We start from the raw sequence: 18,691 nt of genomic DNA, 5'->3' as shown, positions 1-18,691 counted from the left end.
GCAAGCCACCGGACGGCGCAGAACTGCTTTAATTGTAACTTGTCCGGCCAAACACATAAATAGTGACAGGAATATGAGAATACTGCTGGTAGAAGACGAACCCAAAGTAGCTTCCTTTATCAAAAAGGGCCTGGAAGAACAGTCGTATGAGGTGGACCAGGCGTATGACGGTAACTTTGGCCTGAAGATGGCCCTGCAAAACGAATACGACCTGATCATACTGGATATTATCCTGCCGCATATGAGCGGGCTAGAAGTCTGCCAGGCCATCCGTAAGAAAAAAAAACAGCTCCCTATCCTGATGCTCACCGCGCTGGGCTCTACAGAAGACAAGATTACTGGACTGGATGCCGGAGCTGACGATTACCTGACCAAGCCTTTTGAATTCAAGGAACTGCTGGCCCGCCTCCGGGCCCTCGCTCGTCGCTCAGGCGACAACGCGGGAGGGGAAAAGCTCTCGATTGCAGACCTTGAAATGGACCTGGGCAGTAAAACCGTAACCCGTGGCGGAAAGCCCATCAACCTGACAGCCAGAGAATTTGCCCTGCTGCATTATTTACTGCGCAACAGAGGGCGTGTGGTGTCCCGCGTCGATATTACGGAGAGCGTGTGGGAGACCTCTTTTGATACCGGCAGCAACGTAATCGATGTGTACATCAATTTTCTGCGCAAGAAAATAGACAAAGGCTTCCCTGGTAAGCTGATCCATACCCTGGTAGGTATGGGCTATGTGCTCAAGGAGGACGAAGCATGACCATCCGCAACAAACTGACCCTGCAGTTTGCAGGTATATTCGCCCTGATCGTGATCCTTTTTTCGCTGGTGATCTACTACTTTACCTCCATTTACCGGCAGGACGATTTTTACAAGCGCATTGAGGGGCGGGCGTATGACACGGCAGCCCATGTACTGGAGGCAGACGAGGTAAGCGATAGAGCACGCCGCAGCAACCAGATCCGCTACTACCAAGTGCTTCCTTTTGAGAAGGTGAGCATCTACCGGCACGACGGCAGCCTATTTTTTTCGGACGGAGAAGGGGAGCTGGAGGTGGCTCCTGAGGTACTCGAACGCGTGAAGCGGGAAGGGAAGGTGCAGTACGAACAGGATGAGCGCCAGGTGGTGGCAATGCTTTACGAAGACAATGAAGGCGAATTTATCGTATTCACTTCTTCTGTGGATGCCTACAGCTTACGCAAACTTCAGCATCTCAAAATTATCCTGATCGTTGGTTTTCTGGGCTCGATGGTTGTGGTGCTGCTGGCTGGCTGGGCTTTTGCACGGGAAGCTTTGCGCCCCATTACTAAAGTGGTGAGTGAGGTAGAGAAGATCAGTGCCTCGGACCTGCACCTGCGCCTGAGTAACACTGGCGGCAAAGACGAACTGTCGCACCTGGCCCAGACTTTCAACAAAATGCTGGACCGCCTGGAGATGGCTTTTGAGATGCAGAGCACCTTTGTATCGAATGCTTCTCACGAGCTGCGCACTCCGCTCACTGCCATGATAGGCGAATTGGAAGTGGCCCTGATGAAACCCCGCGAGAAAGATGAGTATCAGCGGGTGCTGGCCTCTACCCTGGAAGACGCCCGACTACTGGCAGAGCTGTCAAATGGCTTGCTGCAGATTGCCCAGGCCAGTGTGGACACCTCTAAAATCAAGCTCTCGCATCTGCGCTTCGATGAGTTGTTGTGGATGGCACATGAGCAGGCACTGAAAAGGCATCCGGGCGCGCTGTATGATATTGATTTCGACAACCTGCCCGATGACGAAGACCGCCTGATCGTGAAAGGCAACGATGCCCTGCTGCTGATCGCTATTGTGAATGTATTGGAAAATGCAGCCAAGTTCTCGCCCAAAGGAGAGTACAGTACGGTGCGGCTTTCGGCTGACCGGCGCGAGGTGGTGCTACAGGTAACTGATAAGGGTGTGGGCATTGCTCCACATGATCTGCGGCATGTGTTTGTGCCATTTTTCAGGGCGAACAATGTGCGCAACATCACGGGGCACGGCATCGGTTTGCCCCTGACAGAGAGCATCATAAAACTGCATAAAGGCTCTATATCCATTGATTCCCGCGTGGACAAAGGAACGGTTGTAACATTGCGTTTACCCCAGGCAATCGGACTAATTTCAGCAAAAAACACATTTTAATTCGTTTTTAATGTGGTTTTAATTTTCCCTTAATACCTCCCCCGTACATTTGTGAACATAAGGTGAGTATTCTGACTTATGTTCCTGCTACTGGCCTTTTGGTCAGTGCAGGGATGTGAGTTGGGAAGCCTTCTCTTACAAAATTAACATATGAAAAATACTTCCTTAAAGCCAGACTACATGGCTAGCCTCGGTAAGGATATTCCGGCTGGCCTCGTTGTTTTCCTTGTTGCCCTTCCTCTTTGTTTAGGTATTTCGCTTGCCTCAGGCGCCCCGCTTTTTGCCGGAATTGTAACCGGTGTGATCGGTGGGCTGGTTGTTTCCTGGCTGAGCGGCTCGCACCTGAGTGTAAGCGGTCCGGCAGCTGGTTTAACAGTAATTGTACTAAATGGTATTGAAACCCTGCAGTCGTATGAGGCCTTTTTGCTGGCTGTTGTGCTGGCAGGTGTGCTGCAGGTAGCGCTGGGCTTTCTCAAAGCCGGTGTTATCGGTCTTTATTTCCCTTCTTCAGTTATCAAAGGAATGCTCGCTGCTATTGGTCTCATCCTGATTCTGAAGCAAATCCCGCATTTCATGGGAGCCGATGATGATTTCTTCGGTGAGATGAATTTCTTTCAGGCGGATGGGCGGAACACTTTTTCTGAAATCCTACATGCTTTCAGTGCCATACAGTTGGGCGCCTTGATTATAGGTATACTCTCCATGGCCGTGCTGATTATGTGGGAGCAGCCGTTTATGAAGCGCATTAAGCTGTTTAAACTGGTACCGGGTGCGCTGATCGTAGTGGTTGGTTCTGTAGGTATAAACTACCTCTTTATCAACTACTTTCCTGAACTGGCCATAGCAGGCACACACTTGGTAAATCTGCCGGAGATCTCTAGTATAGGAGCGCTCCAGAATGAGCTCCGCTTCCCGGCTTTTGATCAACTGACAAATCCATCACTTTATGTGGTGGCCTTCACGATCGCTATTATTGCCAGTCTGGAATCCCTGCTGAGCGTGGAGGCTGTCGATAAGCTTGACCCACATAAGCGCCGTACGCCAAACAACCGCGAATTGAAAGCGCAGGGCGTAGGTAACATCATTGCAGGTATGCTGGGTGGTATACCAATGACGGCTGTAATCGTGCGAAGCTCGGCTAATATAGCAGCTGGCGGTAAAACGAAAATGTCAGCCTTTATACATGGTGTATTTCTGCTGCTGGCTGTACTGTTCCTGGCTGGTTTCCTGAACCAGGTGCCACTTTCTGCGCTGGCAGCCGTGCTGCTGATGGTAGGTTATAAGCTGACAAAGCCAACGCTTTTCAAAGGGCAGCTTAAATTGGGGCATGAGCAGTTTATCCCGTTTGTGGTAACAATTGTGGCCATTTTGTTCACTGACCTGTTGGTGGGTATCCTAATCGGTCTGGCTGTCGGCATCTTCTACATCCTGAAAGCGAACTACAAATCACCTTACTTCTTCCATAAAGAAGATCACCGGGATAAAGAAACGATTCGTATTAAACTGAGTGAGCACGTGTCGTTCCTGAACAAGGCCAGCATTGTGCTGACACTTGAAAAACTACCGGACAATAGCCATGTGATCGTCGATGGGGCTAACTCTGAATTTATAGATTACGATGTACTGGAGGCCATACAGGAGTTTAAGAATACGGCCCACGAACGCGGTATATTTGTAGAAGTTTTGAACATAGAAGAAGTAAAAGTGCTGGATATGCACTAGAAATAAATAAAATCATGGAGAAGATATTTGAGAATAATAAGAAGTGGGTAGAGCGAAAGCTCGTCGAAGACAAAGACTACTTCAACAAGTTGGCCAATGGTCAGAAACCACGTTACCTGTACATAGGGTGCTCGGACAGCCGCATTCCAATAAATGAAGTAACTGGTACAGGCCCAGGCGAGATCTTTGTGCACCGCAACATTGCCAATATGGTGGTGCATACCGACATGAACCTGCTTTCGGTGCTGCAGTACGCCGTAGAGGTACTGAAAGTAAAAGACATCATCGTATGCGGCCACTATGGTTGTGGCGGTGTAGCGGCGGCGGCCAGCAACAAGCAGTTTGGCCTGATGGATAACTGGCTACGCAATATTAAGGATGTGATACGCCTGCATGAGCAGGAACTGATGAGCATCGAGGATGAGACCGAGCGCCATCGTCGCCTGGTGGAGCTGAATATTACAGAGCAGGTGTTGAACCTGTCTAAGACCTCGATCATACAGAACGCCATGCAAACGGACGATCCACCTAAGCTTTATGGCCTGGTATATGATTTGAACGAAGGCCTTCTGAGGGACCTGAATGTAATGGAGCAGCAGAACTGCATGAAGCGCTACGAGCACATTTACGGCCTGCTGTAAGATTCCTGAGAATAACAAAGAGACAACTACTACCTATACCTACCGATTGATCTTGATCGGACAAAACCCTCGCATTTGCGAGGGTTTTATTTTTTTAAGGCTTTTTTTATTTCGTTTTTTATGTTAATCTGAATGTGTTCTGTCAGTGCAGAGCTTACCACCGCGATTTTACTCAGGTATAAGGGAGGGGTGCTCTGATACTAAACAGAACATCCTGATTTTTGAGACTATTGTCTTCTTATGAGATAAGTCTATGACGAGTCAGTTTAAGCCGGGAAGACTAGGTATAGGTATAGGTATAGGTATAGGTATAGGTATAGGTATAGGTATAGGTATAGGTCGGCAAATGCTTGTGCTTGGCTATACCTGTAGCCAAATTACTGGAGTAATAAAAAAAGCCCTCCGTGATCGAAGGGCTTTCAAATATAAAGTACGGTGACTGTTATCGTCCGCCGAGTAGGTAGCTTAGCATCAGGCTGAAACCAGAATTGCGGCGTTCCCGATTAACAAATGCACCTTCGTCATCTATCTTCTTCAGGCCGCCGGTATAGCGCACTTCAAGGCCAAGGCCGTTTGTGGCACGGTAACCTACAGAACCTACGTAAGCAAAGTCGATGGTATAAGGGTTGTCTGAAATGTTGTGCTTGGTGGTCACAATCTTGTCGCCATTGCTGGAGTGTGCCTCATGCACATGGCTGGCGTTGTAGATAAAGGATACCTGCGGCCCCAGATCAAAGAATACGCCGCTGGCCGATACATGGAACAGCACAGGTATATCGATGTAGTTGAGCTTGAACACCTCAGCGGTCTGCAGGTTGCTGCCTGAGTAAATTTCCCGGCGGGCACCTTTGGAAGTATACAGGGCTTCCAGTTGCAGCCCCATCATGTTGTTGATGTGCTTTTGCAGAAATATACCGCCCGTGTACCCTACCCGATACTTGTAATTGTCGGTGTCAGCGCCGCTAAACGTGGTGTAGGTTGCGCCACCTTTAAAGCCGAGTTGCTGGGCAAAGCCAGTGGCTGACATAAGTGCTACGCAGCACAGAACCAATAAGAGTCTTTTCATAGGAAATACCTGTTTTTAAGGGTTGGTTTAATCGGGGTGAAATTACAGAGAAGGGGATAACAGGTCAATAGAGGATATATATAAATTGTGCTATTTTTCTCATGCAAAAAGCCCGATCTAAGCAGATCGGGCTTTTTTTATTGTATAAAGGTTTAAATCAGGTAATCGGCTTATAAGCCGCCCACCCGGTTATTACCATTCATAGTCTCTGCGGGAAGAGGAACCATAAGAGTACGGAGGGCCACTATAGGTGTTGCCGTAGCTGGTATGTGTTCTGTAGCGGCTGTTGTAGTCGCTGTCGTGATCCCTGTCGCGCATGTCGTCCATTCTTCTTCTGCGTTCTGCCTCTTCATCGCCGAACCATGATCTTACTTCGTCACCGGCACGGTCAAAGAAACCTCTGTCGTTGTCTCTGTCTGTATCACGATCCCAATCGCTGGAGCTACGGTTGCTTCTATAATTAGATGATCCATAGCTGCTGCCGCTACCATAACCTGAGCCATAACCGGTTGTGCCTGACCCGTAATTAGAGGAGCCTGAACCATAATTGCTAGATCCGGTTCCGTATCTAGAGGATGAGCCGTAATTAGATGCCCCTGTTCCGTAGTTGCCGGATGAGCCATAGTTCGACGAACCTGAGCCTGAGCCATAGTTAGATGAACCGGAGCCAGAGCTATAACCGGAACCAGCGCCATAATTAGAGCCGCTGTAATTGGATGAGCCGCTGTAACCACGGTTTGAGCGGTAGCTGTCGCTGCCACGGTCGCGCATGTCGTCCATTCTTCTTCTGCGCTCTGCATCATCGTCGCCGAACCAGGATTTTACCTCGTCCGAACCACGATCCCAGGCGTCGCGATCGCCATAGCGGTTAGAAGAATCCCAGTCGCTGCTGCCATAGCGGCGGTTAGAACCTGATCCATAATTAGAGGAACCTGAGGAACCGGAACCGTAGTTTGAGCTTCCTGCTGAACGACCGTAAGTTGATGTGCCGCCGTAGCCTGAAGAAGAATAGGTGTCGCGGCCGCTACCGAAATCACCTGAGCGGGAAGAACCCGAAGATGAACTGCCGTACGAGCCTCTCAGTCGGCTGGTTGGATCATAATCTCCTGAATAATAATTTCTTGCGGAGCCTCTGCTCTCCGTCCTAAAGTTGTCATTGTATGGGTTTGAGCCCGAATTTTCATAGCTTCTCATAGCTTTACTTAAATTTTTAGGTTTGAAAAAAGTACAAATCAAAGGCCCTCCTATAAACAGGTGCGCCGGTAATTTCTACGGCTACAAGGCTCATAAGTTATTTAAGTAACCGATAGCGGGAGAGGCGTTCCAGAACAGCAGGTATAACACAGCCTATGTTCAAAATATTTGAAATCATAAATTGTATTAAAATATTAATAAACAAAGTGTATGTATATAGCTTAAATTGAATTAATTAAAGTTGTTGTGGTTTGTTAAATCTGTATGTGTTTATTTATCTTGCTGTAATTTAATTGATTAAGCCTTTATTAGGTAGTTGGTTATTAATGCACTTCTGATCTGTCTATTGTATATTTTGTATTTTTTTATTTTTGTAAATTACATTGATTTAGTAAATTGCAGGCCTTAAGCCTATTTTTCTCTATTACATTCTTATGAAACTTACAAAATTGCTGGCCTCAGTGGTAGCTGTCATTGCTTTGACAGCGTGTGAAGATGTGTTTGAAGATGGAAGCCTGCAGCCGGATGGTTCAAATCCCGCTCTGACGATCCGGAATCCTACTAAGAACCAAAAGCTTGCGAAGTCATCAGGGCTGCGCATCAAGCTGACAGCTTCTGACAAAGACAAAGTGAAGGAGTTACACGTGCGTGTGCGGGCTGTAGGTGGTGATGCAGATCACATCAACTTCACGACCTTGCCAGATAAAAAGATTCTTGAATTTGACACGCTGCTGAATGCAAACGTACTGCCGCAGGGCGACTATACCTTAACGATTAACGCCACTGATTTCCGTACGAATGTTTCGACGGACGAAGTGCTCTTCTCAGTAAAGTAAGGCTTATACCTGCTGGCTATACCTGCAGCCGCACTGCTGGTTAGCTCAGCAGGTATACAACCTGCCAGTTGTCGTTGATGGTCAGGGCTGCATCGAAACTGTTGCCGGTCTTGGCTGACGTAAAGCCTTTTATTTTACCGGTTTTGCCTTTGGTGAGCAAAGTACCGATCTGTTTATCGGTGAGTTGTTTGCCGCCTATCTCGAAGGGCACTACAAACTGACAGCCCTCCCGAAAGCGGCTGCAGCCATAGGCTTTGGAGCCTTTGAGCATACTGCCCTGATTGCACCGTGGGCAGGTCGCGAAAGGGTCCACCTCCGGTGTTTTCTCCGCTTTCTCCAGTACCACCTGCTTATTGCCATCCAGCTTCAGGCTGGCGTCAAAACTATTGCCCTGTTCGTCTTTAAAACCTTTGATCACCGCGGTCTTGCCTTTGCTGAGCAAGGCCGTGATCTGTTTGTCGGTTAGGGTTTTGCCCTGCTGCTCAATCGGTATCAGGAAGCGACAGCCTTCTTTATAGCGGATACAACCGTACGCTTTGGAGCCTTTCAGAATATGGCCTTCGCCGCAGGCAGGGCAGGAGCCGAGGCCTTTGCCAGGTATAGCCTCAGCAGAGGTTTTAGGTTTTTTAGCGGTGGTTTTCTCTTTCCCAGCTCCTCCTTTAGCAGGAGTAGGGTCAGGCTGGGCCTCCATGGTCACGGTGGCCTTATCGTATTTCACTTCCTGCACCAGACTCACCACAAAGTCCTGCAACTCCTGCAAAAAAGCTTCGGCTTTAAAAGAGCCGCCTTCGATCTGACGCAATTTGCGCTCCCACTGCCCGGTCATTTCTGCCGATTTCAGCGTCTGGTTGCGGATCACACCGATCAGGTCGATGCCCATTTGGGTAGGTATAATCTTCTTTTTGTCTTTGCGGATGTACTGGCGCTTGAACAGTGTTTCGATGATGGCTGCACGGGTAGAAGGTCGGCCGATGCCGTTTTCTTTTAGTGCTTCCTTGAGCTCTTCATCGTCTATCTGGCGGCCGGCTGTTTCCATGGCACGTAACAGGGTCGCTTCAGTATACTCTTTTGGTGGGTTCGTCCATTTCTTATCGAGCAATGGCGCATGCGGTCCGTGCTCGCCTTTCTCGAAGTTGGGTAGTATACCTGCTGTTTCTTCGTCTTCTTTATTGTCCTTGCCAGTATTGCTGTCCGATTTCACGTCCTCAGCACCATAAAGCACACGCCAGCCCGGCTCCAGAATCTGCTTGCCGCGCACCCGGAAGGTATAGCCAGCCGATTCCGCCATTACGGTGGTGTTGCTCACGATACAGTCCGGATAGAAAGCAGCCAAAAAGCGCCTTGTAATGATGTCGTATACATCGGCCTCCCGTCCGTAAAGACTAGCTTGTGCGCCGGTAGGTATAATGGCGTGGTGGTCGGTTACTTTGTTGTTGTTAAATACCTTTTTGCTCTTCCGGATCTTACTCTGTAGCAAAGGCGCAACCTCCTGCTGATAATTGGTGAGACCTTGCAGAATACCCGGGATTTTCGGGTAAATGTCATCTGGCAGAAACACAGTATCAACACGCGGATAAGAAACCACCTTTTTCTCGTAGAGGCTTTGGATGGTTTTGAGCGTTTCGTCGGCCGACATGCTCAGCTTGTTGTTACATTCAATCTGGAGCGAGGTCAGGTCGAACAGCTTAGGCGGACTCTCGGTACCTTTCTTGGTTTCGATGTCGGTGATGGTGAGTTCATCCTGCTGGATGGCGGCTAGTATCTGTTGGCCTTCCTCCTCTTTGTGAAAACGGCCGTTAGTGCTCGAAAAAGTCGTGTCACGGTATACGGTTTTGAGCTCCCAGTAAGCCTGCGGCACAAAGTTGGCGATCTCGTGGTGGCGATTCACGATCATGGCAAGGGTAGGAGTCTGTACCCTGCCGATAGAGAGTGTATGCCTGCCCTGCGCATACTTAAGCGTGAAAAGTCGCGTAGCATTCAGCCCAAGAAGCCAGTCGCCGATCGCGCGGCTTTTGCCGGCCTGGTAGAGCGAGTCGAATTCGGACCCTTCGCGCAGTCGGGCAAACCCCTGGCGGATGGCGTCTTCGGTGAGCGAGGAAATCCAAAGGCGCTTGAAAGGCTTGCGGTAGTTGGCCTCGGTGAGCACCCAGCGCTGAATCACCTCCCCTTCTTGCCCGGCGTCACCGCAGTTAATTACTTCTTCGGCCTTGTCGAGGAGCTTTTTGATGATGTTGAACTGCTGCACCACGCCCTTGTCCTGCATCAGTTTGATGCCATACCTTTCCGGCAGCATGGGCAGGTCGTAAAGGCTCCAGCGCTTCCACTCGGGGCGGTAGTCGTCGGGCTCACGCAGCGTGCAGAAGTGGCCGAAAGTCCAGGTGACCTGGTAGCCGTTGCCCTCGTAATAGCCATCCTTTCTGGTTTTGGCACCAATTACGTTGGCTATCTCACGCGCGACACTCGGTTTTTCAGCAATGCAGACTTTCAAGGTATAAGGGGATATTTTACGTTGACTCTAACATTCAAATTTACGCTTTTAAGGTATAAATCCCTAAACTTGCTTTGCCGTAAGCAAAGGCAGACCCACTTAAAATAGAAATATGCAGCCGATCGGGAAATACATTGTGATCGCAGGTATAGCCATTGTTGTCATAGGCCTGGTCATTTGGCTGGCTGGGGACAAACTGGGCTGGTTTGGCAATTTGCCCGGCGATATTCGAGTGGAGCGGGAGAATTTCAAGTTCTACATGCCCATCACGAGTATGATTCTGATCAGCATTCTGCTCTCGCTGTTGCTTTGGTTGCTCCGGCGGTTCTTTTAATGTATAGCCTTTCAGGGATGCAGCTGCTTTTATACCTTTGCGGCTTCTGCTATACCTGAAACCCTATGTTTTTTGTGCTCTCCAAGCTGCTGCAATATTTCCTGATGCCCATCATCTGGATCGCGGTGCTTCTTTTGCTGGCCATTTTCCTGCGATCAACCAAATGGCGACGTATCATGCTGATTTCGGCTACTGTGCTGTTGCTGGTTTTTTCCAATCCATTTCTGGCGAATGTCACCATGCGAGCCTGGGAGCTGGAAGCAGTGCCGCTGGAGCAAGTGGATAATTACGATGTAGCCATTATCCTGACAGGTGTAACACAGGCCATCGGCTTTGCAGATGACCGGGTGCACACGAATAAGGGGGCTGACCGCTTTCTGCATCCGCTCAAGCTCTACCGCATGGGCAGGGTGAATAAATTTCTGATCACGGGAGGTATAGGTACCGTCGCGCTGGACCGCCGGCCAGAGGCCGAAATGCTGCAGGAGATTTTGCTGCTGGCAGGTGTGCCACAAGAAGATATTATCATCGAAACCCGCAGTGATAATACCTACCAGAATGCGATTTTCACTGGCGATGTGCTGCAGAATCATCCTGAGATGAAGCGTCGCCTGCTCGTAACCTCTGCCTTCCACATGCGCCGCTCCAAAGCCTGTTTTGATAAAGCAGGTATAGAAACGGACATTTTTCCGACAGACTTCTATACCTCAGAAATCCGCTACACCCCCGACGAACTGTTTATACCCAATCCCGACTCCTTCCGCCTCTGGCACCGTCTCATCCACGAAATAACCGGATATGTAGTGTACAAGGTGGTGGGGTATAATTAACAATTCAACCTACTAACAGTTTAGCCAATCCAAATACTCTTCTGGTTCGTGAATTCGCGGATGCCGACGTAGGAGAGTTCGCGGCCGTAACCTGATTTTTTGATGCCGCCGAAAGGCATTTCGGGGCTGGAGGCAACCATGGTGTTGACGAACATAGCACCTGTTTCTACCTGGCGGGCCACACGTAAGCCGCGCTCTTTGTCGCTCGTGAACACAGTGCCTGCCAGTCCATACCTGTGATCATTGGCGATCCGAATGCCTTCAGCTTCGTCTTTCACCACAAACACAATGGCAACCGGGCCGAACAGCTCATCTTCGTAGGCTGGGGATCCGGGTTTAGGGTTTTGGATGATCATTGGTTTGAAGTAGGCAGAGTCCTTGCCTTCACGGCCTCCATCCAGCACTACTTTAGCGCCCTTCCGGATCGACTCCTGTACCTGCTGCTCCAGTTCCTCGGCCAGGTCTTTGCGGGCCAGCGGACCGTAGTCGCAGTCTTCGGTGAGCGGGTCGCCGGTGCGGAGGGACTGCATTTTCGCTTTCATTTTCTCCAGAAAGCTATCGGCTATACCTTCCACCACAATAAAGCGCTTGGCGGCAATGCAACTCTGGCCCGTGTTCACCATCCGCGATTTTACGGCAACAGCAGCAGCCTCCTCCAGGTCCGCATCCTCCAGAATGATAAAGGGGTCGCTGCCGCCCAGTTCCAGTACCGTTTTCTTGATCTCACGGCCCGCTTTCTCGGCTACTTTGGAGCCTGCGCCTTCGCTGCCGGTCAGGGTTACAGCCTTTACAATAGGGTTTTCAATGATCGCATCGACCGCCTTTGACTCGACCAGCAGGGTATGGAACACATCCTTCGGAAAATCGGCCCTGTGGATGATCTCCTCGATGGCCAGGGCACACTGCGGCACATTGGAGGCATGTTTGAGCACACCTACATTGCCCGCCATCAGGGCAGGGGCCAGAAAGCGGAAAACCTGCCAGAACGGAAAATTCCAGGGCATCACTGCCAATACTACACCCAGCGGTTCATAGGCGATCAGGCTGCGGCTGGCTCCGGATTCGACTTCTTCATCTTTGAGGAAATCAGCGGCATTATCTGCGTAGTAGCGGCATACCTTGGCGCATTTCTGCACCTCGGCAATGGAGTCTTTGATGGGTTTGCCCATCTCCAGCGTTATGATGCGACCATACTTTTCGGCTTCCTGCTCCAGAATATCAGCGCAGCGGTTCATCAGGCGGGCCCTTTCGTCAAAACCGGTGTTTTTCCATTGCCGGAAGGCCTTATCGGCTGCTTTCAGTTTTTGCTCCACTTGATCGGAGGTATGTGCCTCGAACGTTTTGATGATTTCGTTGGTAGCGGGGTTTATGGTTTGTATAGCCATTCGATTCAGATTTTTGGTGAGGTGTGCTGTAAATATACGGAAGTCAGGCCATTTGTGCCGCCGCAGGTACTAAGCTGATAAAAATAAGGTTTAAAAATATGTTGATAAAGTGCTATTTGCGGGATTTTGCGTATATTGTTACCTCATTCGCGAATATTCCCTTTTATATCCCAGGTTTCTTATTAAATTGCTTCCTGTTAGAGCACCGGCAGGATTTTATTCTGAAAGGCACGCGCTATATTTTAAAACCACCTCCTTGAATACGCCTCAACACGATACCGTTATTTTGCTGTTCGCCCAGACTTCTGAGCAACAGGTCCGCTATCATACGTTCACAGAGGAGCAGGGGCCAGAAATGAACCAGCAAACAGCTGATCTGCTGCTGCAGCATACCTTGTTTGTGGCCAAAGGATCGGGTATACCTTTAGTGGTTATTTATCCGGAGCGACAGGAGGGAAGAAATTTTGGAGAGCGCCTGGCCAATGCTTTTCAGGAGGTGTATTTTATGGGCTATCAGCGTGTTATCTGCATTGGCTCCGACTGTGTGGACCTGACTTCGACTGACCTGATGCTGGCACAGGAGGCGCTTAGCACAGGACGTATGGTGGTTGGCCCCGGTACGAACGGCGGCGCCTACCTGGTAGGCCTGCACATCGACAGCTTCGACCCGGAGGCACTGGCCATGCTCAACTGGCAAACCGACGAACTGCTCAGCGAACTGGTGCTCTATGGGTACCGCATGCAAGCCAGCATGGGCAGCCTCACGGTGCTCGACGAAAAGACTGAAGCAGGAGATGGAACCGACCTTTCATGCCAGTTAAACATCCTTCCCGTATACCATCATCTGCACAGACAACTCAGCGCTATTCTGAGCTAATTAAAACCCTAGTCTGTAGTTTCTTGTTACCTTTAAGGTAAATAAGCCTTTATTTTTCTATGGATAATACGTATTACAATCCGGCAGACCTGAAGAAATTCGGAAACATATCGGAATTGCAGCCCGAGATGGGCCGCAAGTTTTTCGATTACTACGGTGAAGTTTTCAAGGAAGGCGCCTTGACCGAACGCGAAAAAGCCCTGATCGCCCTGGCGGTGTCACATGCGGTGCAGTGCCCTTACTGTATTGATGCCTATACCTCCGACTGCCTCGAAAAAGGCGCCGATGAAAACCAGATGATGGAAGCCGTGCACGTGGCCGCTGCTATTAAAGGAGGCGCTGCGTTGGTACACGGCGTGCAGATGATGAACAAGATCAAGGACCTGACGATGTAGCCCATGCCTATACCTGTTAAATCGCTGAAGGCGCAACACCACCCGTTTGCCAATCCGGCTTTTCAACTGGAGGTGTTGCAGCATGCGGGAACCGAGGAAGGCGATTTTCCACTTTTTGGAGCCAAGTTGCAGGAGCACAAGCTATACCCGCTACAGCCCACCGGCACCTCTATTTTGCAGGTGAATGTGGGCAAGATGTGTAACCAAACCTGCCGCCACTGCCACGTAGATGCCGGTCCGGACCGCAAAGAGATTATGACCCGCGACACGATGCAGCTCTGCCTCAATGCCTTGGCCAAATCCCCGCAACTCAGCACGGTTGACCTGACGGGCGGTGCGCCGGAGATGAACCCGGATTTTCGTTGGTTTGTGGAGGAGCTGTCAGCCATGGGGCGGCAAGTGATCGTACGCTGCAACCTCACTATCATTCTGGCTAACCCGAAGTATCACGATCTGCCGGAGTTTTTCAAGGAACATAGGGTGCAGGTGGTATCTTCGCTTCCCTATTTTTCAGCTTCCCGCACCGATGCCCAGCGCGGCGACGGCGTATTTGAGAAATCCATTAAGGCGCTGCAAATGCTCAACCAGGTCGGTTACGGACAGGAGGGAAGTGACCTGGAATTGAACCTAGTCTACAATCCATCAGGGGCTTTCCTGCCAGCCAGTCAAAAATCGCTGGAGGCGGAGTTTAAGCGGCGACTGAAGAGTGGCTACGATATCGTGTTCAACAGTCTGTTTTGCATCACCAACCTGCCGGTCAGCCGCTACCTCGATTACCTGGTGGAAAGCGGCAACTACAGCAGCTATATGGAGAAACTAGTGACAGCCTTTAACCCCGTGGCGGCAGCTAATGTGATGTGTCGCAATACCATTTCGGTTGGCTGGGACGGCGGTCTGTATGACTGTGACTTTAACCAGATGCTTGAGCTCAAGGTACAGCCCGGCACCCCACAGCATATCCGCGACTTCGACCTGACGCAGCTTGACCAGCGGCAGATCATGCTGAACCAGCACTGCTACGGTTGCACGGCTGGCGCCGGCTCCAGCTGCGGCGGTTCCACTACCTGATCTGACTATGCGCTATACCTGGCATCATCGGCTATACCTGACTTTGTCGCTTTGCCTGCTCCTTTCAGCCTGCAAACAGCCCCCGGATGCAGCTTATCACCTGATGCTCCGGCAGCTGTATAGTCATAGCGTCGACACCATTTCGGTAGCGCGAGTGCAGCAGCAACTAGAGCAAGGTATAGCACCGCTACTGCTCGACACCCGCAGCAAAAGTGAGTATGAGGTAAGCCATCTTCCCGGGGCCAGGTATGTGGGCTATGCAGACTTTGACCTTTCTGACCTGAAAGACGTACCCCCAAATACACCCCTTGTGATATACTGTGCTGTCGGCTACCGCAGCGAAAAAATAGGCGAGCAGCTACAGGCCGCAGGGTATACCAATGTTAGAAATCTGTATGGCGGCTTGTTTGAGTGGGTGAACCACAGCCTGCCTGTGTACAACGAGCAAGGCCAAACTACAAAAGTGCATGGCTACACCCGCGCCTGGGGTATATGGCTGCGCGAAGGAGAGAAAGTATATGACTGAGAAAAACCTGTTGATGCTCTTTGTTCGAAATCCGGAGTTGGGCAAGGTGAAAACCCGCCTGGCAGCCAGTGTAGGACCCGAAACGGCGCTCGACATTTACCTGCACCTGCTCCGCCATACCCGCGACATTACCCAGCACCTGCCCATGGACAAACTGGTGTACTATTCTGAAAAAGTAGAGCAGGACGACCTCTGGCCCGCGCAGCTATACCTGAAAAAACGCCAGCACCCGGAGGGTGACCTGGGCGAGAAAATGGAGAAGGCTTTTAGAGAAGCTTTTGCAGAAGGTTATGCCTCCGTGGTCATTATCGGGAGTGATTGTCGGCAACTCACTTCCGAGATCATCAACCAGGCATTTGAAGCGCTGAAAACGCACGAAGTGGTGATTGGTCCGGCTTTGGACGGCGGCTACTACCTGCTTGGCATGAAGCGACTGCACCCGGAGTTTTTTCAGAACAAACGCTGGAGCACCGAGCACGTTTTTCCCGACACGCTCCACGACATTGAGCGGCTGCACCTCAGCCATACCTTGCTTCCCGCCCTTTCGGATGTAGATGAACTGGAAGACCTGCAGGAAAACTGGCCGGATCTGTGCTGAAACTTACTGCCCCAGCTTTACCTCCTCCTGCTCATCGTACCCATAAATATCTTCCCGAAACTGGATAACCGAAGACTCGTCGGCCCATGCCGTCATGTAGACAATAATCAGGGGCACCGGCTTTTTGAGTCGGATGAACTGCTCGTCTTTGTCAGATGCCATCACTTTTTCGATGCGTTGGTCAGAAAGGCCGCTTCGCTCCTGCAGCAGGTATAGCGCCAGGTGGTCAGGGTTTTGTAAACGTATACAGCCATGGCTGAAGGCCCTTTTTTCGAGTGAGAACAGGTGCCTGTCTTTTGTATCGTGCAGGTATTGGCTTACGCGGGTATCGAACAGAAACTTCATGTGCCCCAGTTCGTTATGCGCCCCGGTTACCTGCACTATCCTGTAATTAAAGCTCGACGTGCTCACCATGCTCCAATCCACACTCCAGGGACTTATTTTCTGCCAGCCTCCCAGTGCAGCAGGCCGGAAAAGCTCCATGTCGCGACTGGCCAGGTAGCCGGGGTTGCGTTTAAGAATTGGCAGTATCTCTTTGGAAGCGATGGAGTTGGGGATATACCAGAACGGGTTGAAAACGATGGTATGTAGCTTGGTATGATTGACGATTGTAGGCAGTTTAGGCTTGCCTACAATCGTGCGCAGGTATAGCTGCACGCTGTCCTGGTCGATCAGGCGCAAGGTATAATCCGGTATGTTGACGATAAGGTAAGGCTGGGGCAAATCACGGCTGAATGCTTCCCAGCGGTAGAGGCTGTTCTGCAACTGCCGCAGTCGCTGGAGGGGAGGTACATTGAGGGCAGCCACCGTGCGCGGGCCAACAATGCTGTCTGCCTTAAGTGCGTGCCTGGCCTGAAAACGCACCACAGCTGTTGCCAACTGGCGGGTATAGTGCGTCGCGTTTTCGGCAGTATCAGTGCTTGCCAGGTCGCCGGTCAGGAGCAGGTTAGCGCGCAGGCCGGAGGTATGGCGGCTGGAGTCGCCGGGGCGAAGCAGCAGGTTATTGGGGAAGGTATGCCAGGTATGGTTGCCTATTTCTTCGTATTGCGCAATGGCCTGGCGGAGCTGTTGTTTCTGGTCCGGCACGAGCAGCCATACCTCCGTAGAATCGGCGGCTATACCTGGCAGTGCGTATAGTAGCAGCGATATCAGAAAAAGCAGGCGTGCCATGGGCGTTGGTTCAGCGTTGTTTTTGGGTCTACGCAATCGATTAAAAGAAGGCGTATTTATCTCTTTATTAACATCTTACAGCTGCAATTGGTTTGCTCACCGCAAAGGTATAAATTAGCTTATCGGCAAAGGCTATAAACAAAGCTTCCTGCCGGGGAGTATAAATAGCCCAAGGTATCGCTGAAAGTACGACAAATTAGTCCATGGCAACAACAATAGACAAAAGCACACTGGCCTTTCTGGCCGATCTGACGCAAAACAACAACCGCGAGTGGTTTCAGGAAAACAAGAAGCGCTACGATGCCGCCCGCAAAAACTACCAGGATTTTCTGGATGAACTGATGGAGGAAATGGCTCTTTTTGAACCCGTGGCGATCGGGCAGAAGGGCAAGGATCTGGTGTTTCGTATTTACCGCGATGTACGTTTTTCCAACGACAAGCGTCCTTACAAAGATCACTTCGGAGCATATGTAGCAGAGGGAGGGCGCAAGTCTATTTTACCGGGCTATTACCTGCACCTGGCCGCCAACAATAACTCTTTTCTGGCCGGGGGGCTGTGGATGCCGCCTGCAGACTATCTCAAAGCCGTGCGACAGGAAATTGACTATAACCTTGATGAACTGCAGCGTATCATTCAGGCACCTGACTTCAAAAACCGTTTTGGAGGTATACAGGGCGAGCAACTCAAAACTACACCAAAAGGGTACGACAAAGACAACCCTGCCATTGAGTACCTCCGATTCAAAAGCTGGAACGCCACCATGCCACTACCCGATAAAGTAGTACTCAGCAAAGATTTTATGAACACTTTGTTGGAAGGTTTTAAAGCTGTGAAACCGTTTAATGATTACCTGACAGCGCCGCTGCGGGATATTGGGCAAGAGTAAAAGGCTTTGTAAAACCAATAGCTGAGTCTGAACCGAACTTACTGCCTGAGCTTCGATGGGTTCATTGTTTTTCACCTGCACAACTTATCTTTCTATTTGGTCTAAAAGCAGGTGATAAAGCTTTTTCCTTCTCAAGATAATCGTTTTAAGCTTCTGACTTGAACCGTTCTGGAGTTGCAATACAATACCGTTCGGCACGATCCCAAAGGTATTTGTCCTTCTCACCGCTGCTATTTCGCTTCGAGGAATCTCTGTGATGCTTACTTGCTTGCGAAGAAATGTCTTGACAGGAGTAAAAATGAGTTTTGAATCAGTAACGGTGATGATTCCTCCTGGAGCTAAAAACTCACTCTCCTCTATAAAAGCACCGTATCTCGACAGCAGAATGCTTTCCTTTTGGTTTTCACCTCCCTTCGTGCCTACGCCTGCTGGTTGACAAATGTCTGTGTTTATCAGAAACAGGGCAGACGTTAAAATTAAACTCGGGACCTTTGTATGCATCTTTCAATAGGAGATGAGTATCAAA

General features: G+C 50.2%; 19 protein-coding genes. 13 read left to right on the top strand and 6 right to left on the bottom strand.

Annotated features, from left to right (window positions below; all coding sequences use genetic code 11):
* The first annotated feature begins 73 nt into the window (after positions 1 to 73).
* The 4 genes from K3G39_RS04700 to K3G39_RS04685 all read left to right on the top strand — a co-directional run bounded on the left by K3G39_RS04700 (position 74) and on the right by K3G39_RS04685 (position 4,511).
* On the top strand, positions 74 to 754 hold the full coding sequence (locus tag K3G39_RS04700; RefSeq protein WP_220625017.1) for a response regulator transcription factor: 681 nt from the start codon (positions 74 to 76) through the stop codon (positions 752 to 754).
* Complete coding sequence (locus K3G39_RS04695) at positions 751 to 2,148, top strand: ATP-binding protein (protein WP_220625016.1); 1,398 nt, start codon at positions 751 to 753, stop codon at positions 2,146 to 2,148. The genes K3G39_RS04700 and K3G39_RS04695 overlap by 4 nt, the downstream gene beginning before the upstream one ends.
* 150 nt (positions 2,149 to 2,298) lie before the next feature.
* Complete coding sequence (locus K3G39_RS04690) at positions 2,299 to 3,870, top strand: SulP family inorganic anion transporter (protein ID WP_220625015.1); 1,572 nt, start codon at positions 2,299 to 2,301, stop codon at positions 3,868 to 3,870.
* A 14-nt stretch (positions 3,871 to 3,884) separates the two neighbouring features.
* Positions 3,885 to 4,511: a carbonic anhydrase gene (locus K3G39_RS04685; protein WP_220625014.1), complete on the top strand. Its 627-nt coding sequence runs from the start codon at positions 3,885 to 3,887 to the stop codon at positions 4,509 to 4,511.
* A 442-nt stretch (positions 4,512 to 4,953) separates the two neighbouring features.
* On the opposite strand, the gene K3G39_RS04680 is transcribed toward K3G39_RS04685, so the two are convergent.
* Positions 4,954 to 5,577, bottom strand: coding sequence for a porin family protein (locus K3G39_RS04680; protein ID WP_220625013.1), 624 nt, complete (start codon positions 5,575 to 5,577; stop codon positions 4,954 to 4,956).
* Between the two features lie 192 nt (positions 5,578 to 5,769).
* Positions 5,770 to 6,771 carry an SWFGD domain-containing protein gene (locus tag K3G39_RS04675; RefSeq protein ID WP_220625012.1) on the bottom strand — a complete coding sequence of 334 codons (1,002 nt, stop codon included), beginning with the start codon at positions 6,769 to 6,771 and terminating at the stop codon, positions 5,770 to 5,772.
* A 434-nt stretch (positions 6,772 to 7,205) separates the two neighbouring features.
* On the opposite strand from K3G39_RS04675, the gene K3G39_RS04670 reads away from it, so the two are divergent.
* Positions 7,206 to 7,607 (top strand): hypothetical protein, encoded by a 402-nt coding sequence (locus K3G39_RS04670; protein WP_220625011.1) that lies wholly within the window; start codon positions 7,206 to 7,208, stop codon positions 7,605 to 7,607.
* 40 nt (positions 7,608 to 7,647) lie between these two features.
* Here K3G39_RS04670 and K3G39_RS04665 read toward each other — a convergent pair whose 3' ends face one another.
* The gene (locus K3G39_RS04665) at positions 7,648 to 10,095 is read right to left on the bottom strand and encodes a type IA DNA topoisomerase (protein WP_220625010.1); all 2,448 of its coding nucleotides are present in this window, start codon (positions 10,093 to 10,095) and stop codon (positions 7,648 to 7,650) included.
* 112 nt (positions 10,096 to 10,207) lie between these two features.
* Between K3G39_RS04665 and K3G39_RS04660 the strand changes: the two genes are divergently transcribed.
* A complete protein-coding gene (locus K3G39_RS04660) occupies positions 10,208 to 10,429 on the top strand; it encodes a DUF2905 domain-containing protein (protein ID WP_220625009.1) in 222 nt (73 codons plus the stop codon).
* Positions 10,430 to 10,494: 65 nt separating this feature from the next.
* On the top strand, positions 10,495 to 11,259 hold the full coding sequence (locus tag K3G39_RS04655; protein ID WP_220625008.1) for a YdcF family protein: 765 nt from the start codon (positions 10,495 to 10,497) through the stop codon (positions 11,257 to 11,259).
* 20 nt (positions 11,260 to 11,279) lie between these two features.
* On the opposite strand, the gene K3G39_RS04650 is transcribed toward K3G39_RS04655, so the two are convergent.
* On the bottom strand, positions 11,280 to 12,644 hold the full coding sequence (locus tag K3G39_RS04650) for an NAD-dependent succinate-semialdehyde dehydrogenase (RefSeq protein ID WP_220625007.1): 1,365 nt from the start codon (positions 12,642 to 12,644) through the stop codon (positions 11,280 to 11,282).
* 256 nt (positions 12,645 to 12,900) lie between these two features.
* Between K3G39_RS04650 and K3G39_RS04645 the strand changes: the two genes are divergently transcribed.
* Genes K3G39_RS04645 through K3G39_RS04625 form a run of 5 tightly spaced genes read left to right on the top strand, consistent with a single transcriptional unit; the run spans position 12,901 to position 16,108 of the window.
* Positions 12,901 to 13,521, top strand: coding sequence for a DUF2064 domain-containing protein (locus K3G39_RS04645; protein ID WP_220625006.1), 621 nt, complete (start codon positions 12,901 to 12,903; stop codon positions 13,519 to 13,521).
* Between the two features lie 59 nt (positions 13,522 to 13,580).
* Positions 13,581 to 13,916 (top strand): arsenosugar biosynthesis-associated peroxidase-like protein, encoded by a 336-nt coding sequence (locus K3G39_RS04640; RefSeq protein WP_076422597.1) that lies wholly within the window; start codon positions 13,581 to 13,583, stop codon positions 13,914 to 13,916.
* Between the two features lie 3 nt (positions 13,917 to 13,919).
* Entirely contained in the window at positions 13,920 to 14,984 is a 1,065-nt protein-coding gene (gene arsS / locus K3G39_RS04635) for an arsenosugar biosynthesis radical SAM (seleno)protein ArsS (protein ID WP_220625005.1), read from the top strand.
* Positions 14,985 to 14,991: 7 nt separating this feature from the next.
* The gene (locus K3G39_RS04630) at positions 14,992 to 15,510 is read left to right on the top strand and encodes a rhodanese-like domain-containing protein (RefSeq protein WP_220625004.1); all 519 of its coding nucleotides are present in this window, start codon (positions 14,992 to 14,994) and stop codon (positions 15,508 to 15,510) included.
* Positions 15,503 to 16,108: a TIGR04282 family arsenosugar biosynthesis glycosyltransferase gene (locus K3G39_RS04625; RefSeq protein ID WP_220625003.1), complete on the top strand. Its 606-nt coding sequence runs from the start codon at positions 15,503 to 15,505 to the stop codon at positions 16,106 to 16,108. The genes K3G39_RS04630 and K3G39_RS04625 overlap by 8 nt, the downstream gene beginning before the upstream one ends.
* Positions 16,109 to 16,111: 3 nt before the next feature.
* On the opposite strand, the gene K3G39_RS04620 is transcribed toward K3G39_RS04625, so the two are convergent.
* Positions 16,112 to 17,278 (bottom strand): murein L,D-transpeptidase, encoded by a 1,167-nt coding sequence (locus tag K3G39_RS04620; RefSeq protein ID WP_220625002.1) that lies wholly within the window; start codon positions 17,276 to 17,278, stop codon positions 16,112 to 16,114.
* 203 nt (positions 17,279 to 17,481) lie between these two features.
* Here K3G39_RS04620 and K3G39_RS04615 point away from each other — a divergent pair, with 203 nt between their 5' ends.
* On the top strand, positions 17,482 to 18,165 hold the full coding sequence (locus tag K3G39_RS04615) for a DUF2461 domain-containing protein (protein ID WP_220625001.1): 684 nt from the start codon (positions 17,482 to 17,484) through the stop codon (positions 18,163 to 18,165).
* An 84-nt stretch (positions 18,166 to 18,249) separates the two neighbouring features.
* On the opposite strand, the gene K3G39_RS04610 is transcribed toward K3G39_RS04615, so the two are convergent.
* Complete coding sequence (locus K3G39_RS04610; RefSeq protein ID WP_220625000.1) at positions 18,250 to 18,666, bottom strand: hypothetical protein; 417 nt, start codon at positions 18,664 to 18,666, stop codon at positions 18,250 to 18,252.
* Positions 18,667 to 18,691: the final 25 nt, after the last annotated feature.

It is taken from the genome of Pontibacter sp. HSC-14F20, from assembly GCF_019599265.1.
GTDB lineage: Bacteria > Bacteroidota > Bacteroidia > Cytophagales > Hymenobacteraceae > Pontibacter.
Note: the sequence above shows the minus strand (reverse complement) of the source record. Positions and strands in the feature narration are given on the sequence as shown.

Coding starts and splice junctions, on each gene's coding strand:
- K3G39_RS04685 (WP_220625014.1), top strand. CDS start 3,885: ATGGAGAAGATATTTGAGAATAATAAGAAGTGGGTAGAGCGAAAGCTC.
- K3G39_RS04630 (WP_220625004.1), top strand. CDS start 14,992: ATGCGCTATACCTGGCATCATCGGCTATACCTGACTTTGTCGCTTTGC.
- K3G39_RS04620 (WP_220625002.1), bottom strand. CDS start 17,278: ATGGCACGCCTGCTTTTTCTGATATCGCTGCTACTATACGCACTGCCA.
- K3G39_RS04640 (WP_076422597.1), top strand. CDS start 13,581: ATGGATAATACGTATTACAATCCGGCAGACCTGAAGAAATTCGGAAAC.
- K3G39_RS04650 (WP_220625007.1), bottom strand. CDS start 12,644: ATGGCTATACAAACCATAAACCCCGCTACCAACGAAATCATCAAAACG.
- K3G39_RS04655 (WP_220625008.1), top strand. CDS start 10,495: ATGTTTTTTGTGCTCTCCAAGCTGCTGCAATATTTCCTGATGCCCATC.
- K3G39_RS04680 (WP_220625013.1), bottom strand. CDS start 5,577: ATGAAAAGACTCTTATTGGTTCTGTGCTGCGTAGCACTTATGTCAGCC.
- K3G39_RS04615 (WP_220625001.1), top strand. CDS start 17,482: ATGGCAACAACAATAGACAAAAGCACACTGGCCTTTCTGGCCGATCTG.
- K3G39_RS04670 (WP_220625011.1), top strand. CDS start 7,206: ATGAAACTTACAAAATTGCTGGCCTCAGTGGTAGCTGTCATTGCTTTG.
- K3G39_RS04675 (WP_220625012.1), bottom strand. CDS start 6,771: ATGAGAAGCTATGAAAATTCGGGCTCAAACCCATACAATGACAACTTT.
- K3G39_RS04625 (WP_220625003.1), top strand. CDS start 15,503: ATGACTGAGAAAAACCTGTTGATGCTCTTTGTTCGAAATCCGGAGTTG.
- K3G39_RS04610 (WP_220625000.1), bottom strand. CDS start 18,666: ATGCATACAAAGGTCCCGAGTTTAATTTTAACGTCTGCCCTGTTTCTG.
- K3G39_RS04695 (WP_220625016.1), top strand. CDS start 751: ATGACCATCCGCAACAAACTGACCCTGCAGTTTGCAGGTATATTCGCC.
- K3G39_RS04700 (WP_220625017.1), top strand. CDS start 74: ATGAGAATACTGCTGGTAGAAGACGAACCCAAAGTAGCTTCCTTTATC.
- arsS (WP_220625005.1), top strand. CDS start 13,920: ATGCCTATACCTGTTAAATCGCTGAAGGCGCAACACCACCCGTTTGCC.
- K3G39_RS04660 (WP_220625009.1), top strand. CDS start 10,208: ATGCAGCCGATCGGGAAATACATTGTGATCGCAGGTATAGCCATTGTT.
- K3G39_RS04690 (WP_220625015.1), top strand. CDS start 2,299: ATGAAAAATACTTCCTTAAAGCCAGACTACATGGCTAGCCTCGGTAAG.